Source organism: Boudabousia liubingyangii (assembly GCF_001907245.1).
GTDB lineage: Bacteria > Actinomycetota > Actinomycetes > Actinomycetales > Actinomycetaceae > Boudabousia > Boudabousia liubingyangii.
Genome location: NZ_MQSU01000004.1, coordinates 82,377 through 99,288 on the forward strand (window position 1 = coordinate 82,377; position 16,912 = coordinate 99,288).

Consider the following 16,912-nt stretch of genomic DNA (forward strand, 5'->3'; position numbering starts at 1 on the left):
TGGTCAAAATGGCTTAACTCTGCGGATTATCCGCAGAAAGCGCCAAACTGATCAACGTTAAGTTCAGCACAGACGTGGCTTAGGCATTATGCTTAGGCCACGTCTGTTTTTATATCTGTGACTTAGGGTCAGGAGCCACTGTGAAGCTTGAGTTACGTGGAATCACCAAGGTCTTCGGACCACTCGTAGCCAACGACCACATTGATGTAGTCGTAGAACCGGGAACCATCCACGCCCTACTAGGGGAAAACGGTGCCGGTAAATCAACTCTTATGAACGTCCTCTACGGGCTCTATCAGCCCGACGGGGGCCAAATCCTTATCGACGACCAGCCGGTCTCCTTCAAGGGCCCGGGCGACGCCGTTGCTGCCGGTATTGGCATGGTGCACCAGCACTTCATGCTAGTTCCCGTATTCACGGTCGCCGAATCGGTCGCCCTCGGATACGAACCCACTAAGGCCGGTGGCGTCCTCGATCTTCCTAAGGCACGCAAGATCGTCAAGGACCTCTCAGCCCGATTCGGCTTCGACCTAGACCCGGACGCCCTGATTAAAGACCTTCCCGTGGGCGCCCAGCAGCGCGTAGAAATCATCAAGGCACTCTCACGCGACGCCTCCGTCCTGATTCTGGACGAACCTACCGCCGTGCTGACGCCGCAGGAAACCGATGAACTCATCGAAATCATGCGTCAGCTACGCCGCCAGGGAACCTCAATCATTCTGATTACCCACAAGCTGCGTGAAGTTAAGGCAATCGCCGACGAAATCACCGTTATTCGCCGCGGCAAGGTCGTAGGTAAAGAACACCCCTCCGCCTCGGAAACCCAGCTAGCTTCCGCCATGGTGGGCCGTCCCGTGGACCTCAACGTCCACAAGCAAGACCCCCAGTACTCTGAGTCCCTATTTGAAATCAAGGACGTTACGGTCGCTACCGACACCGGACACATCCTAGTTGACCAGGTCAGCTTCGATGTCAAGGGTGGGGAAGTGGTCTGTATTGCCGGCGTGCAAGGCAACGGTCAGACCGAACTAACCGAGGCTATCTTGGGTGCCCGCACGCTAGCCGCCGGACAAATGCTGCTAGACGGAAAAGACATCTCCAATCAAAAGCCCAAGGAACGTCTACGTTCCGGATTGGGATTTGTCCCTGAAGACCGTTCCCGTGACGGCATGATTGCCACCTTCAGCATTGCGGAAAACATGATTCTGGACCAGTACGATGAGGCCCCCTTCGCTAAGGGCATCGCGCTCTCCAAGTCCGTGATCAACAAGAACGCCGAAGATCTGCGTGACGAGTTCGACGTTCGCGTCACCTCAGTACATGACCCGATTTCAACCCTTTCCGGTGGTAACGCGCAGAAGGCGATCCTGGCCCGTGAAATGTCCAAGAAGCTCAAGCTCCTGGTCGTTTCACAACCCACCCGTGGTCTGGACGTCGGCTCCATCGAGTTCGTGCACTCACGAATCATTGCCGAACGTGATTCCGGTATCCCAGTCCTAGTAGTTTCTACCGAGCTGGACGAGGTCGTGGCTCTAGCCGACCGGATCGTGGTCATGTACCACGGTCGCGTCATGGGTATTGTTCCTGCTGATACTCCCCGTGATACGCTCGGCCTGATGATGGCGGGCGTACCGCTAGAAGAGATTGGAAACTCTGCAGCAGAAGGGAAAGAAAACTGATGGCAAACCAAAAACCGGCCGCCGAGCAGAGCTTCTTCAAGCGACTCTTCCGCACCGACGCCTTCACCATTTTCCAGGCCATCGTCTGGTCGCTACTGATCTGTGCGCTACTAGTTGTCTTCTTCGACAAGCGCGTCGAAGAAACCATGGGCTACCTATTCGCACGCCCCTCTGATTTCTTTAGCGCCGCTTGGGATGCCTTCTCCAGCTTCTTCATTGCACTGGTCCGAGGCGCCTTCTTCGACTGGGAAGCAACCTCCTTTGCGCGGATGCTTTACCCGCTCACTGAATCCCTAGTCTTCGCCACCCCGCTAATCCTTTCGGGTCTAGCAGTCACGGTCGCTTTCCAAGCTGGCCTCTTCAACATTGGTGTCCAGGGACAGATCATCCTAGGTGGCATCTTCGCGACCATCGTAGGCGTCAACCTACACCTACCGGTTGGTCTAGCCGTCTTGGTTGCCATGCTGGCCGCCCTGCTTGGTGGTGCGCTATGGGGTGCGATCCCCGGTATTCTTAAGGCCCGACTAGGGGCTAACGAAGTGATCGTCACGATCATGCTGAACACCATCGCGCTCCTTCTGGTCTCGCGGATGCTGCAGCTACCCATTTTGATCGGCAAAGGCCTGCCTTCGAAGTCCGCGAATATTAACGAAAACGCCTGGTACCCGCACCTCCTAGGAACTGGCTTCCGCTTGAACCTAGGATTCCTAGTGGCCCTAGTGGCCGCCTACCTAGTGTGGTGGCTACTCTCGCGTTCCACCTTCGGCTTCGAACTTCGCGCCGTCGGTGCAAACCCTGACGCCGCGGCTACTGCCGGTATGAACACCCGCAAGGTCACCGTCCTGACCATGGTGATTTCCGGTGCCCTAGGCGGCCTAGCTGCCACCGCCCCGGTATTGGGTACCGAACACTTCCTCACCGGCTCCAGCCAGGGCACCTACGGCTTTGATGGCATCACCGTCGCCCTGCTAGGACGTTCTAGCCCGCTGGGCGTAGTGCTAGCAGCCCTGCTTTTCGGTGCACTTAACGCCGGTGGTTCAACCATGCAGGCTGCCGCCGATATTCCGATCGATATCGTCACCATCACCCAGGCCGTCATCGTGCTACTGATCGCCGCCTCTGAGGGACGTAAATACTTCCGCATGAAGCGCGAACTAAAGGCTACCGCCAAAACCCAGGATGCCAGTACCAAAGCTCCACCAGAGCCACAGGAGGCAACCCCGGCAACTAGTGGCATGACTGGACAGGAGGGCACCAAATGAGCCGCAACGAAACTGCACTTAAGAAAGCCCCCGTGGAGGAGCAAATTAAGCTCCCCATGCCGGTCCGCAACCCGATCGTGATCTCGGTTTTCGCGGCCCTCCTAGTGGCCATGGCCATTGGCGCTAAGGGCAACTCGATCTTCTCTTTCGAGGGCGCTACCTCCTGGTTCTCAATCCCGAACGTTTCCCTACCCGCCAGCATCACCCTTTGGGTCCTGACGGTACTGACGATCGCACTAGCCGTTTGGGCCTGGATCCAGGCTAATGCCCGGAAGAGCCCGCCGGCTTGGATGCTGGGAGTCTCTGGCTTCGCCTTCGTCTTTGGCTTCCTAGTTTGGACTGTGGCCGACAAGCCCTCTTCCGTAATGCCCACCGTATCCCTGCTGATCGGTGGCCTAACCCTAGCAGTACCGCTCATCTTCGGTGCGCTCTCTGGTGTGGTTTGTGAACGCTCCGGCGTTATCAACATTGCCATTGAAGGCCAGCTTCTGTTCGGTGCCTTCATGGGTGCAGTCGTAGCCTCGGCCACCTCGTCCCCGTACGTGGGCCTAATCGGCTCCCTAGTCGGTGGCGCGCTGGTCGGTGTCCTACTGGCACTCTTCACCGTGCACTTCCGGGCTGACCACATCGTCGTCGGCGTTGTGCTTAACATGCTGGTACTGGGCCTAACCTCATTCCTGTACTCAACCGTGCTCACGCATTCCGCCGAATACAATCGCGCGGTCCCGCTAAAGCCCATCGGAATTCCGATCCTGAAGGACATTCCCATCATTGGCCCCATCATGTTCAACCAGTCCATTCTGGTTTACCTGGTGTACGTGGCCGTGATCGGACTCCAGTTCGCCCTCTTCCGCACTCGTTGGGGCCTACGTACCCGCGCCTGCGGTGAGCACCCCAAGGCCGCTGATACCGTTGGCGTGAAGGTCAACCGACTACGCTGGATCAACGTGATCGCCGCATCCGCTCTAGCCGGTTTGGGTGGCGCTTTCTTCACCCTAGGACAGAACCTAGCCTTCTCAAAGGAAATGACCGCTGGCAACGGCTTCATCGCCCTAGCCGCTATGATCATTGGTCGCTGGAACCCGAAGGGGGCCCTAGCCGCGGCACTACTATTCGGCTTCGCTACCAACCTAGCCTCCGTAATGCAGTCCGTTGGTTCCCCGCTGCCTGCTGAATACATGCTGATGCTGCCCTACGTGGTCACCATCCTGGCGGTGGCCGGCTTCGTCGGTTCAGTTCGTGCGCCTGCCGCTGAAGGCAAGCCCTACCCGGCCTAATCCCAACTACGGGAGACCGTCGAAACAAATAACTAAGTCAATAACTGACGCCCGGTCGGGTACCAACCCGGCCGGGCGCTCACTCTCTAAGAACCCAAATTGAGTCTGAAAGGAAGTCTATGAAAGCCAACCAAGAACTCGATAACCAAGTCTTTGAAATGCTTCAAGCAGAGGCACAAGAGGCCCTGCAGCATGCCTACGCGCCCTACTCAAACTATCCCGTGGGTGCAGCCGCCCTCACCGACGATGGCCGCATCGTTAAAGGATGTAATGTTGAAAACGCCTCCTTCGGGATGACCCTCTGCGCCGAATGCGGCCTCGTCTCGCAACTACTCCTTACCGGTGGTGGTCGCCTGGTAGCTTTCGCCTGTGTCGATAAAGAAGGCAAGCTCCTGGTGCCCTGCGGACGCTGTCGTCAGCTCCTTTGGGAACACGGCGGAGCCCAACTAATGATGGCAATGCCCTCTGGCGTGTGTTCCCTCAAAGAGGTGCTTCCAGAAGCATTTGGGCCTGACTATCTAGAAGCGTAGAATAACTACTTTATTGGATTTTAGGCTCGTCGTTTTGAGCCTGTTGCCGATCCCTATGACCGATCGAGGACGAAGGAGTTTCACGATGACCCCAAAGATTGAACCATTCGACGTAGTTGATATTATTCGCGCCAAGCGCGATCAGCAGGAACTAGACCCAGAACAGATTGCCTGGGTCATCGATGCCTACACCCGCGGCGTAGTGGCGGACGAACAAATGTCTGCCTTGGCCATGGCCATCTTCCTCAATGGGCTCAACCGTCCGGAACTACAGCAGTGGACGAACGCCATGATCAAATCGGGCGTGCGGCTAGACTTCTCCAAGCTCTCAAAAACCACGGTCGATAAGCACTCCACCGGGGGCGTAGGCGATAAGATCACTCTGCCGCTAGCACCACTAGTCTCCGTCTTCGGAGTGGCCGTCCCACAGCTTTCTGGTCGGGGACTGGGGCACACTGGTGGCACTCTAGACAAGCTAGAATCCATTCCGGGATGGCGCGCTAACCTTAGCAATGAAGAGATCTTCCAGATGCTCGACAGTGGCCCGGGCGCCGTTGTGTGTGCGGCGGGTGCCGACCTAGCCCCGGCGGATAAGAAGCTTTACGCCCTACGGGACATTACCGGCACGGTCGATTGCATCCCGTTGATTGCCTCCTCGATTATGTCAAAGAAGATCGCCGAGGGTACCGCCTCGCTAGTCCTTGACGTCAAGGTCGGCTCCGGGGCGTTCATGAAGACGCAGGAGCAAGCCGCAGAGCTGGCTCGGACCATGGTTGACCTTGGATCCGACGCTGGCGTAAATACCGTGGCGCTACTAACCCGGATGGACCAGCCCCTAGGCCGCACCGTTGGTAACGCCCTAGAGGTCCAAGAATCCCTTGACGTCCTAGCCGGCGGGGGACCGGAAGACATTGTGGAACTTACGGTTGCACTGGCACAGGAGATGCTGGCCTGCGCTGGCAAACCTGACGAGGATGTGGCCGCGGCCCTGAAAGACGGGCGCGCCATGGACCAGTGGCGAGCCATGATTAGCGCTCAAGGTGGGGATGTGGATGCACCTTTGCCGGTTGCTCCGTGCCAACATCAGCTCCTTGCTGAGGATGATGGTTACGTAATGTGTCTTGACGCACTACAGGTTGGTGTGGCAGCATGGCGTCTAGGAGCTGGAAGAGCTCGCAAAGAAGACCCCGTTTCTGCAGTCGCAGGCGTCGAGATTCACGCCAAGCCGGGCGAAGCCGTCCGCAAGGGCCAACCGATAGCCACCCTGCACGCAGATTCAGACAGCCGATTTGACCGCGCCCTAGACACCCTAGAAGGTGCCTGGACGATCGGCCACGACGTGCCTGAACTACCGCAGTCACTCATCTTGGATCGTATTGCTCAAGAGTAAAGGAAACCGATGAGCGCAACTTCCTACCAAGCGATGACCATGGTCATCTACCTTTCAGTCATGGTACTGATCGGTTTCTTCGCCTACCTTCGTACCACCAACCTAGATGACTTCATGCTAGGTGGCCGTGGTCTAGGCCCCTTCGTGGCGGCCCTCTCTGCCGGTGCCTCTGATATGTCTGGCTGGCTACTTATGGGCCTCCCAGGGGCCATCTACAGTGCCGGTCTAATCAACATGTGGATCGCAGTTGGTCTGACCATCGGCGCCTGGCTTAACTGGAAGTATGTCGCTCCTCGACTTCGAGCCCAGTCTGAAGTAATGGATAACTCGATTACGATTCCATCCTTCCTCTCCAACCGAGTTCAAGACCAACGGAACATCATCCGGATTACCGCCGGCTTGATCATCCTGCTGTTCTTCACCTTCTACGTTTCCTCCGGCATCGTCTCTGGCGCCGTCTTCTTCCAATCCTCCTTCGGAATGGATTACCGACTAGGCCTAGTGCTGGTCACCGCGATTACCGTGCTCTACACCCTGATCGGTGGTTTCCTAGCGGTTTCTTGGACTGACCTAGTCCAGGGCCTGATGATGGTCACCGCCCTCGTTATGGTCCCGCTAGTGGGCATTTACGAACTAGGTGGCGTTAGCAATCTAGTATCTGCCGTAAACCAGGTCAGCCCCGACCTGCTAAGCCTAGGCCTAGCCGCACCCACCTTGGGAATGGTCTCAGCTCTGGCATGGGGTTTTGGATACTTCGGCCAGCCGCACATTCTGGTCCGCTTCATGGCGCTACGCAACCCCCAAGAAGCCATCAGCGGCCGCCGTATCGGTATCACTTGGATGCTGCTAGGCGTCTTCGGCGCTGGCGGTACCGCACTAGTCGGAATCGCCATGTACAGCGCCAAGGGACACCCGCTAGATAACCCGGAAACCGTTTTCATCGCCCTCGGCCAGCTACTGTTCCACCCGATCATCGCGGGCTTCATGCTGGCAGCTATCCTAGCCGCGATCATGTCCACGATTTCATCCCAGCTGCTGGTGACCTCATCAGCCTTGGTTGAGGATATCTACCGGGGGATTCGCAAAAAGGAGTTTAGCGGGAATAATGGCGTGATTCTGGGACGTGCAGCCGTCCTAATCGTCGCAGTGGTGGCGGCCCTCCTGGCGCTAAACCCGAACAACACGATTCTGGACCTAGTCGGTTTCGCCTGGGCCGGTTTCGGTGCCTCCTTCGGCCCGATCATCATTCTTTCCCTCTACTGGAAGCGCCTGACTCCCGCAGGGGCAATCTGGGGCATGATTTCCGGCGCGGCCACCGTGGTCATCTGGAAACAGCTAACCGGCGGCATCTTTGACCTGTACGAAATCCTGCCCGGATTCGTAGTGAACCTGCTGGTCACCATGATTATTTCGCACCTCACCTACCGCCCGAATCCGCAGGTGGAGGCAAAGTTTGAGGCGGGAAATCAGGCGGCCCGTAGGTTCGCGTCCCTCGCCCCCTCGGACAGTTAAGCAGGAGCGGGGTAAAATAAGCCCCGTTAACGACTTAAACGACCATTTAGGAGTTCAAATGCAAAGCGCAGAGGTTGCCGTCCTGATCGACCACACCCTACTAAAGCCCGAAGCTACTACCGAGCAGGTTCAGGCCCTAGTTGACGAGGCCGCTAAGCTGGGCACTTTTAGCGTTTGCGTTAGCCCTAACCAGCTACCCATTCAGGTGCCGGCCGGTTTGAAGGTAGCCACCGTTTGTGGTTTCCCCTCGGGTGCCCACGCCGCTGCTATTAAGGCAGCTGAAGCGGCAGATTCCGTCGCTAAGGGCGCTGACGAGGTCGATATGGTCATCAACCTGCAGCTGGCTAAGGAAGGCCGCTGGCACGCCCTACAGGGCGAAATCCAGGCCGTTAAGGAAGCGGTGGGCGATCACGTCCTCAAGGTGATTATCGAATCTGCCGCCCTAACCGATGATGAAATCGTCATGGCCTGTGAAGCCGCGGCGGCTGCCGGGGCGGACTTTGTTAAGACCTCCACCGGTTTCCACCCGGCAGGTGGTGCCAGTGTTCACGCGGTGGAACTGATGCGGAAGACCGTTGGCCCCGATATGGGGGTGAAGGCTTCTGGTGGTATCCGTGATGCCCAGACCGCTCAGGCCATGATCGAAGCTGGCGCTAACCGTTTGGGCCTGTCTTCTTCAGCTGCCGTCCTAGCAGGCTTTGACGCACTAGAAAAGTGAAACATATTCATCGTCCGTCACCGGAGTCCATTTCTCTTGTTGTTCTGACGATTGTTTCTTCCCTCGTCGGGCTGCTAACCGGTGCTGTCGCTGCCACTTTCCGGCTCTGTCTACACTGGGCTGCCGAATTTCGCCTCTGGTTCCATGAAGGCATGTCGTCCAAGGACAACTTGGGCTTCGTGCTCTACCTGATCACCGTGGTAGTCGCGGTGATTGTTGCCGCTGAACTAGTTAAGCGTATTGAACCAGCTGCTGAAGGTTCGGGTATTCCCCGGGTTGAAGCGATTGTGGCTGGGCATATGAAGCCGGGACGTTCGCGAATCCTACCGGTGAAGTTCTCTGGCGGTGTGCTCGCAATCGGCTCTGGCATGATGCTTGGTCGTGAAGGCCCGCTGGTGCAGATGGGTGGAAATATTGCGATCACCATCAATAAGCTACTGCACCTTGATAAAGACGACCTGCGCGTCATTATTGGTGCCGGTGCTGCTGCCGGTTTGGCGACCGCTTTTAACGCTCCTATCGCTGGTGGCGTTTTCATTTTGGAAGAGCTGGTTAAACGCTTTGATGTCCGAACCTCGCTAGCGACCCTTTCGGCTTCTGCCGCGGGCTTCCTAACCTCGATTGTGATCGTGGGTGATGACACCGACTTCCGCATGGGACAGCTGCCAACCCCGGACCTAGGTGATATTCACTGGACGATCCTAGTGGGGCTAATCTGCGGTTTGATGGGTATCGCCTACAACTGGTATGTGATGTTCTGCCTGCACGTTGCGGACCGGGCAAAACTTCCGATTTCGGTTCGTGCCGGTGCTATTGCCCTCGTGATTGGCCTACTGGGTTGGTTCCACCCTGATCTAGTGGGCGGCGGTGACAACCTCACTCAAGAAGCACTCTTTGCCCACGGGGACCTCTACATTGCCCTCTCGATTTTGGTGATTCGTTTTGTGCTGGGACCAATCTGCTACGCCGCGGGAACCCCGGGCGGTCTGTTTGCCCCGATGCTGGTTATCGGTACGACGACCGGCGAACTGATTGGTTTTATTGCGGAAAAGTACGATTGGCTAGGCGGACACCCGCCCATTCACGGTATGGCAATCGTAGGTATGGCAGCCTTCTTCACGGCTACCGTACGCGCTCCTGTTACGGGTCTCATCCTTGCTACCGAAATGACCGGCACGACGACCATGTTGCCGCCGATGCTGGGTGCCTGCGCCGTGGCCATGCTAGTGGCCTCAGCGGCACACTGCGAACCAATCTATGATCAGCTGGCACGCCGTTCAGAGCAGCGGGAACGATTCCAACCGGTCTTTGACGCGGTTAGTTCCTTGCCTCGGGCTGCTAAACGCATGAGTACCGGGATTACCAAGTTCACGGCCTCTGGCCGACGGGTAAACCGGACCAATGCTCCGCATACGGGCGCTAAGAACCGAGCTCAAAAGCTCCGCAAGGAACAAAAAGAAGACTAGGGGAGCGACGCCCTAGAAAGGTGAAGCTTGCCGTTAGCAAAGCAGAAAAAGCTGTGGGGTGGTTCCCTATTGGAACCACCCCACAGCTCTATCTAAACTCTCTGGCTACCAACCCGTTGCCTAGACCGGAGAATGATCCCCAAGCGCCGGGAAGGTAGCCTTAAGTGCGTTCTACGAACACCTACTAGGTGCAGCCTAGATACCAAGTACCTGACGGATTTCCACCTTCATCTGTGCTAGGCGGCTCTGAGCCTCTTGGCGGACCTGAGTGAGGTCTGCATCCTGGTCGACCGGGAGGATTACCTCTAGGTAGCACTTAAGCTTTGGTTCAGTACCAGAAGGACGAACAATGACACGATCCTGGGCCTCAGTTAGGATCAAGAAACCATCAGTGCCTGGAAGACCCTGATAGCCGGTGGATAGGTCAGCAAACTCAACGACCTTTGAGCCAGCTAGGGACTCAACCCCGCGTTCCTTGAGGTTCTTCAAGCCCTCTTGAATCAAAGCTAGATTCTCTACCCGGATCGACAGGGGAGAAGTCAGGTAAAGACCGTGTTCGCGGGCCAAATCATCTAGGACATCCTGTAGGGTGCGACCTTCACGCTTCAGTTCTTGCGCTAGGGAAGCTAGACGGACGCAGGCGGTAATCCCGTCCTTATCGCGAACATGCTGCGGGTCGACACAGAAGCCAATCGCTTCCTCGTAACCGAAAACTAGATTCTCAGTCCGGGAGATCCACTTGAAGCCAGTCAGTGTGGCCTGGAAGTTCATCTGGTGACTCTGAGCAATCTGAGAGAGCAAACGGGATGAAACGATCGAGCAAGCTAAAGTGCCGGTCGTGCCCGGACCAAACATATTCAGGCCGTCGGCTTCGCGCTGCTGGGCATTCTCAGACCAGAATTCAGCCGCCTGCCAACCCAGCAGGGCGCCGATTTCATCGCCCGCAAGCTGACGGTACTTGCCCGGGTTCTGTACATCAGCAATCGCTGCAGAACAACGGTCAGCATCCGGATCATTAGCCAACACTAGGTCAGCACCAACACTGGCAGCCAACTCCAAGGCTAGGTCCATCGCGCCGGGCTCTTCCGGATTCGGGAAGGCCACGGTGGGGAAGTCAGGATTCGGTTCCTGCTGCTCGTTCACGACGTGAATGTCTTTAAAGCCCGCCCCATTCAAGACGCGCAGGCAGGTTTCGCCACCCACACCATGCATGGAAGTCAGCACAATCTTCAAATCCTTACTTCCCGGGGTGGCTAGGGAAATACCCTGTGCGATGTAGCTCTCCCACAGGTCTTCACCAATCATCTCCCAGCCCGATTCGGCTAGGGGCACTTCATTGGCGGGCGCTGCCGACTGAATCTGAGCGTAGATTTCCGCATCAGCTGGGGGCACAATCTGAGCACCCTGGCCAGAACCCGAAATGGCACGGCCGCCTAGGTAGACCTTGTAGCCGTTATCCTGCGGGGGATTGTGAGAAGCGGTAACCATCACCGCGGCATCTGCCCCCAGGTACTTAAGCGCATAGGCAGTCACCGGGGTAGGTAGGGAACGGGGGAAGAGCTTGGCTCGGCCACCCGCTGCTACCGCCACCGCCGCGGTATCTTCAGCAAACTGCTTGGAACCGTAACGGGCATCGTAGCCAATGACGATTTCAAAGTCAGGACCGACTTTTTCCTTCAGGTAGGCACATAGGCCGGCAGCTGCACGGATAACCACCGCACGATTCATACGGTTTGGGCCAGCCCCCAATTTGCCGCGTAGGCCAGCGGTACCAAAACGTAGTTCGCCGGCAAAAGCATCATCAAGCTCAACCTGGGCGGCAGAGGCCTGATCGCCACCGTTTTCTAACTGTTCTAGTAGTCCTTCAAGTGCGGCAACATCACGAGGCTCAGGGTCTTGAGCAATCCAAGCTGCGACCTTTTCTTTCGCTACCATCGGGTAACCTCCCAATAAAAAGCAATCCAGAAAGGTACTGGAGCGCACCCCATTGGCCGCTAAAGGACAGTACCTTCTGTCCACATAGGTCTCCATTATGGCACGCAAGACACAAAAACAGGTAAGATTTCCTCATTGAGAAAACCTTGGAGGACACATGGCACGCCTGAAACGTGGTTTGATGCTAACCCTAGCCTGCGCGACGCTGACACTCTCTGCCTGTGGAAGCGACCTCGCAGATAATCCGTACTACCCGGCAATCAAGCAGGATAAGACGCAGACCGCCCCCGCCCCCTCAAAGCCGGCACCGACGCAGGAAGCCCCCTCAACGGCCCCCAAGGAAGAAAGCCGCCCTGGGGAAACTAAAGAATCCCCCGAAGGCCCCCAAACCCCGGGTCTTAACCCGCAAAAGAACCAGCCGTCCACCCCGGAAGCGCCGAAGCCTCCTCGTCGGCAAAAACACTCTTCAGACGCCGCTAATAGCCACTTAATGGCAGAAGCGCTAGACGCCGAACCGCTCTTCGTGCCGTCCTCAGAAAAGGCTATTTTTACGCAACCAGGGACACCCACGATCTCATCCGATGGAATCATCGAATCCCAGCGTTTCTTACCCCTACCTTATTCCGTGCAGGGGAAACTAGTACTGGTAGTTTCCTACCTAGGAACCGGTAGTATGGAGATTAAGGTCGGTGACGAAACCTATGAGCTTAACGGGCGTGGGGCAGAAACCCGAGCCCTACAAGCCATCACCCTCCGACCTGATGAAGCAAAACGACTACCAACCGTCTCAATCCTGCCGGAAGATGACTCAGTCGGTGCCTGGGACGCATCCCTGCGCTGCCGGGAAATCGAACCAGGCGACTGCCAAACCAAGTAAGACTTAAACGTCAGGGGAACCAATGGAACAACGAAATACTCACCAGACGGGCTCACTGGTCTTCCGGGGAGTCATGACCCCTAAAGAAACCTACGATACTCGACTCCTAGCCAGTCAAGAAAAAACTAACTGGCTGCACCAAGACCCATGGCGGGTGCTACGTATTCAGTCCGAGTTCGTGGAAGGCTTTGGCGCACTAGCCGACCTTGGCCCTGCGATCTCCGTCTTCGGATCCGCCCGTACCAGCCCTAAAGACCCCTACTATCAGGTGGCCCGTGAGGTCGCCCAAGGCCTAGTGAAAGCCGGTTTTGCAGTCATTACCGGTGGTGGCCCCGGCATGATGGAAGCCGCTAACCACGGCGCCAGCGAAAGCGGAGGCCGCTCGGTGGGATTGGGGATCGAACTCCCTCACGAACAGAGCCTCAATGAATGGGTCGACCTAGGCATTAACTTCCGTTACTTCTTTGCCCGTAAGACCATGTTCATGAAGTACTCCTCGGGCTTTGTGGTCATGCCTGGCGGCTTTGGCACCCTAGATGAGCTTTTCGAAGCGTTAACCCTTGTCCAGACTGGGAAAGTCCGTAACTTCCCCGTGGTTTTGGTGGGTAAAGACTACTGGCAGGGTCTGCTTGATTGGGTCCAGGGAACCTTGCTGCCGGCCGGCATGATCAAGGAAAGCGACCTCCAGCTACTGCACGTAGTTGATACGGCAGAAGCTGCCGTAGCTCATGTAACCGCCTGCCTAGAGCACCTAGCTAACGAGTCAGCCTCAGAATAATGACCCTGCGACCCGAAATCGGGGAGATTCTAGCTCCGCAGATCTCCCCCCTGGCCCAGCGCCTCTACCGTGAATGCACCACCGCCAAGACTTGGATCGGTCGCGCCTTTAACGATGATGGTCCGCTGGTTGTCCGACTAACCCAGATTGTCCTCCAGGGGTACTGTCAGGCACTGCTTAACGACCAGGAGCGACTGGACCTATCGGCTTTTCGGGCGGCTATCAACCAGGCTCTTCAAGAACTACTGGTGGGACGCTCGCGTGAAGAGTTTATTGCCTACCTGCGTGCTACCGCTGAGCAGTTCCTTCCGATGTTCGGCACCCAGCTAAGCTCGGCTCAGCGTGAATGTCTTACACACACGCATCTGGCTTACACTCGTGACTTGGCTTTCTGGGCTGCTGACTATGCGGTTCGTACTGGGGCCCGCGGGTCTATTCAGGACGAGGAAGCGCAAAATATTGCCGTTCAGGCCCTGTTGGCAGGTAGACAGACGGCCGCTGATAAGCTGGCAGACCTTGGGTGGGGACAGCTTGGAACCATCGTGGTTGCCCATGGTGAAGGCCTGGTTTTACCAGAACAGAGTGCCGCGGTCCGTCGACGTTTGGCTAGCCAAAGTATTAAGTGGCAGTGGTATTCCCAAGATCAGCACTACCTGTTGATGCTGGGCGCCGAACAACCAATCCTTGAGCGCATGACCGAGCTGGTCCATGAAATCGCTAAGCTGCTGGAAAAGCCTATGGTGATGACTAATACTGAGTCTGGACTAGCCAGTCTAATACCGCTTATGGAGTCGCTTAAGCTAGCCTCGCATGGCCGCACCGCGAACCCCCAGGTTGAACAGGTGACTTCGGTTGAAGAGCTGCTCCCTGAGATTATTTGTCTTTCCGGGGCCGAGGTCGCTTCCCCCTATCTAGAACGCTTCCTCGCCCCCATGGAGAACCTAGATGAGGAATACGTCCAAACTCTAAGAGCCTACCTTTCCGCGGGGGCAGACCCGAAACTGGCGGCCAAACTACTTTACGTGCACGCCAATACGGTCCGGTATCGAATCACTAAGATTTCTAAACTGACCGGTTGGGATCTGGGTAATCCGCGTTTCAACTTCTGTTTGCAGGTAGCTTTGAGTGCGCAGCAACTAGGCGCTGAAGGCAACTAGGTTCCTATCCTAGCTTGCGGTCAGCGCTTTAGGGAGCAAGCCGGCTAAACTTTCCCGCAAAACTAAAGGTCGCTAATAGTCCGAAGACTACTAGCGACCTTTAAAACGTCCAGACCGGACTCTAAGAATCCCGTTACGTTAGGTGACCTAGAGCAGCGTCTAGTTCATCAACCCAAGCCTGAGCGGAAGTGTCAGAAGGCATCCGCCAGTCACCGCGAGGTGAGAGCGCCCCACCAGCCATTACCTTCGGGCCATTGGGCAGTGCCGAACGCTTGAACTGGTTCGAGAAGAACCGCCACAGGAACAGGCGTAGCCACTTGTAGATGGTGGGTAGATCATAGGCAATCCGATCCTCTTGTGGGTAGTCACGAGGCCAATCGCCCTGGCTGGCATCAGACCAAGCGGCCTGCGCTAGGAAGGCAATCTTGGAGGGCTTCATGCCGTGACGGAGCAGGTAGTAAAGGTTGAAGTCCTGCAGCGCGTAAGGGCCGATCTTGTCCTGCGTGGACTGCGGTTTTTCGCCTTCCTTTGCGGGGATCAGTTCGGGTGAAATCTCAGTGTCTAGGATTGAGAGCAGCACCTTATTGGTGGCCTCATTGAACTGTCCATCAGCGACCACCCAGCGCACTAGGTGCTGAATCAGGGTCTTCGGGACGCCCGTGTTGACTGCGTAGTGGGACATTTGGTCGCCCACCCCGTAGGTGCACCAGCCTAGGGCTAGCTCAGAGAGATCACCGGTTCCCAAGACAATGCCGCCCAGGTGGTTGGCTAGTCGGAATAGGTAGTCGGTTCGGAGGCCGGCTTGCACGTTCTCAAAGGTCACGTCGTAGACGGAATCGTCGGTGACGCCCGGGTGGTAGGGGTGCTTGAGGTCCTTGAGCATCTGGGTTGCCGCGGGGGTGATATCGATGGTTTCGAATGAGACCCCTAGGCCTTCGCAGAGTAGCTCCGCATTAGAGCGGGTCCGCTTGGAGGTGGCGAAACCGGGCATGGTGTAGGCCAAAATATCAGTCCGAGGACGCCCCATCAGGTCCATGGCGCGAGCCGCCACGATTAGCGCTTGGGTTGAGTCGAGGCCGCCCGAAACACCGATTACGACCTTCGCGTCACCAATCGCCTTGAGGCGCTTAATTAGGCCACTAACCTGGATGGAGTAGGCCTCGTAGCAGTCTTGATCCAGCTGAGCCGGATCGTCGGGAACGAAGGGGAAACGATCAATGCTGCGAACCAGCGGAACCTCACCCTGTGGGGCCTCTAGGTTGAAGGGGATACGCAGGTAGCGTTCGCTTTCAGGCTGAGTGGCCGAGTCGATCCCTAGGGCGCGACGGTTATCATCCAAAGAACCATTGCGGTGACGCTCGGCGGCAATGCGAGCCACATCTAGGTCGGTCAAGGAATAGTGCACGCCGGTTTGGAAGCGCGGAGATTCGGCCAGTAGGGAGCCCATCTCGTAGATCATGGTCTGACCATCCCAAGACAGGTCCGTAGTGGATTCGCCCTCGCCGGCAGCAGAGTAAACATAGGCGGCTAGACAGCGGTTGGACTGGGAAGCACAGAGCTGGTGACGTTCAGCTGACTTACCTACCGTAATCGGGGAGCCTGAAATATTCGTTAGGACGGTAGCTCCCGCTAGGGCGGCATGAGCCGAGGGCGGTACCGGGACCCAGAAGTCTTCACAGACCTCGTTGAAGAGGCGGAACTCGGGCAGGTCTTCACATTCGAAGATCAGCTTATTCGAGAAGGGAACGTAGGCCTCATCTAGGTAGATGAAGTCTTCAATGTAGTCAGTGCCCTGCGCGAAGTGGCGCTTTTCGTAGAACTCACGGTAGTTGGGCAGGTATGACTTGGGGCTGACACCTAGGATCTGACCCTTATGGATGGTGACTGCACAGTTGTAGAGGCGGTTACCGTTCAGCAGGGGAGCGCCCACTACGATCACCGGGAGCAGCTCAGTAGAGGCCTCCCGAATGGTGCCAATGGCGGTGCGGACATCCGCTAGGAGCTGGTCTTGGAGCAGCAGGTCATCAATGGCATAGCCTGATAAACAAAGCTCGGGGAAAACGGCCAAAGCCGTATCTTTTTCGTGTAGTTCCTTAACTGCTTCGATTACAGTTGCAGCATTTTTAGCCGGTTGTGCGGGAACTAGAGGCATAGTGACGGCCGCGGCACGAATCATGCCATGACGATAAATATTATTAAACTCCATGCCTTTGATTATGCCATGTCCACCAAGGGGATGGTTCCAGCTGTGCAAAATCTTCCCGAAAGCAAAAAGCAGAGCCCCGAAACCATTGCGGTTCCGGGGCTCAACGCTGCTAGACAGCTAGTAAA

General features: G+C 56.7%; 13 protein-coding genes. 11 read left to right on the forward strand and 2 right to left on the reverse strand.

Annotated features, from left to right (window positions below):
• Positions 1–140: 140 nt before the first annotated feature.
• The 8 genes from BSR28_RS07190 (at position 141) to BSR28_RS07225 (ending at position 9,834) form a co-directional block, all read left to right on the forward strand.
• Positions 141–1,679 (forward strand): ABC transporter ATP-binding protein, encoded by a 1,539-nt coding sequence (locus BSR28_RS07190; RefSeq protein WP_073713796.1) that lies wholly within the window; start codon positions 141–143, stop codon positions 1,677–1,679.
• Complete coding sequence (locus tag BSR28_RS07195) at positions 1,679–2,941, forward strand: ABC transporter permease (RefSeq protein ID WP_073713797.1); 1,263 nt, start codon at positions 1,679–1,681, stop codon at positions 2,939–2,941. The genes BSR28_RS07190 and BSR28_RS07195 overlap by 1 nt, the downstream gene beginning before the upstream one ends.
• On the forward strand, positions 2,938–4,218 hold the full coding sequence (locus BSR28_RS07200) for an ABC transporter permease (RefSeq protein ID WP_073713798.1): 1,281 nt from the start codon (positions 2,938–2,940) through the stop codon (positions 4,216–4,218). Before BSR28_RS07195 ends, BSR28_RS07200 begins: the two co-directional genes overlap by 4 nt.
• A gap of 119 nt (positions 4,219–4,337) precedes the next feature.
• The gene (locus BSR28_RS07205; protein WP_073709762.1) at positions 4,338–4,748 is read left to right on the forward strand and encodes a cytidine deaminase; all 411 of its coding nucleotides are present in this window, start codon (positions 4,338–4,340) and stop codon (positions 4,746–4,748) included.
• A gap of 97 nt (positions 4,749–4,845) precedes the next feature.
• Complete coding sequence (locus BSR28_RS07210; protein WP_073713916.1) at positions 4,846–6,138, forward strand: thymidine phosphorylase; 1,293 nt, start codon at positions 4,846–4,848, stop codon at positions 6,136–6,138.
• Between the two features lie 9 nt (positions 6,139–6,147).
• Positions 6,148–7,650, forward strand: a complete 1,503-nt coding sequence (putP, locus tag BSR28_RS07215) for a sodium/proline symporter PutP (RefSeq protein ID WP_073713799.1) — start codon at positions 6,148–6,150, stop codon at positions 7,648–7,650.
• Between the two features lie 58 nt (positions 7,651–7,708).
• Entirely contained in the window at positions 7,709–8,368 is a 660-nt protein-coding gene (gene deoC, locus BSR28_RS07220) for a deoxyribose-phosphate aldolase (RefSeq protein WP_073713800.1), read from the forward strand.
• Entirely contained in the window at positions 8,365–9,834 is a 1,470-nt protein-coding gene (locus BSR28_RS07225; RefSeq protein WP_073709765.1) for a ClC family H(+)/Cl(-) exchange transporter, read from the forward strand. Before deoC ends, BSR28_RS07225 begins: the two co-directional genes overlap by 4 nt.
• 195 nt (positions 9,835–10,029) lie before the next feature.
• Here the strand turns inward: BSR28_RS07225 and BSR28_RS07230 are convergent, their stop codons facing one another.
• On the reverse strand, positions 10,030–11,769 hold the full coding sequence (locus BSR28_RS07230; RefSeq protein ID WP_073713801.1) for a phospho-sugar mutase: 1,740 nt from the start codon (positions 11,767–11,769) through the stop codon (positions 10,030–10,032).
• A 157-nt stretch (positions 11,770–11,926) separates the two neighbouring features.
• Between BSR28_RS07230 and BSR28_RS07235 the strand changes: the two genes are divergently transcribed.
• From BSR28_RS07235 to BSR28_RS07245, 3 genes are read left to right on the forward strand one after another with little or no spacing between them, the layout of a single operon-like run.
• Complete coding sequence (locus BSR28_RS07235; protein ID WP_073713802.1) at positions 11,927–12,646, forward strand: hypothetical protein; 720 nt, start codon at positions 11,927–11,929, stop codon at positions 12,644–12,646.
• A 22-nt stretch (positions 12,647–12,668) separates the two neighbouring features.
• On the forward strand, positions 12,669–13,424 hold the full coding sequence (locus tag BSR28_RS07240; protein WP_073709768.1) for an LOG family protein: 756 nt from the start codon (positions 12,669–12,671) through the stop codon (positions 13,422–13,424).
• Positions 13,424–14,581: a PucR family transcriptional regulator gene (locus BSR28_RS07245; protein WP_073709769.1), complete on the forward strand. Its 1,158-nt coding sequence runs from the start codon at positions 13,424–13,426 to the stop codon at positions 14,579–14,581. The genes BSR28_RS07240 and BSR28_RS07245 overlap by 1 nt, the downstream gene beginning before the upstream one ends.
• Positions 14,582–14,714: 133 nt before the next feature.
• Here BSR28_RS07245 and BSR28_RS07250 read toward each other — a convergent pair whose 3' ends face one another.
• Entirely contained in the window at positions 14,715–16,787 is a 2,073-nt protein-coding gene (locus BSR28_RS07250; RefSeq protein WP_073713803.1) for an NAD(+) synthase, read from the reverse strand.
• Positions 16,788–16,912 lie beyond the last annotated feature (125 nt).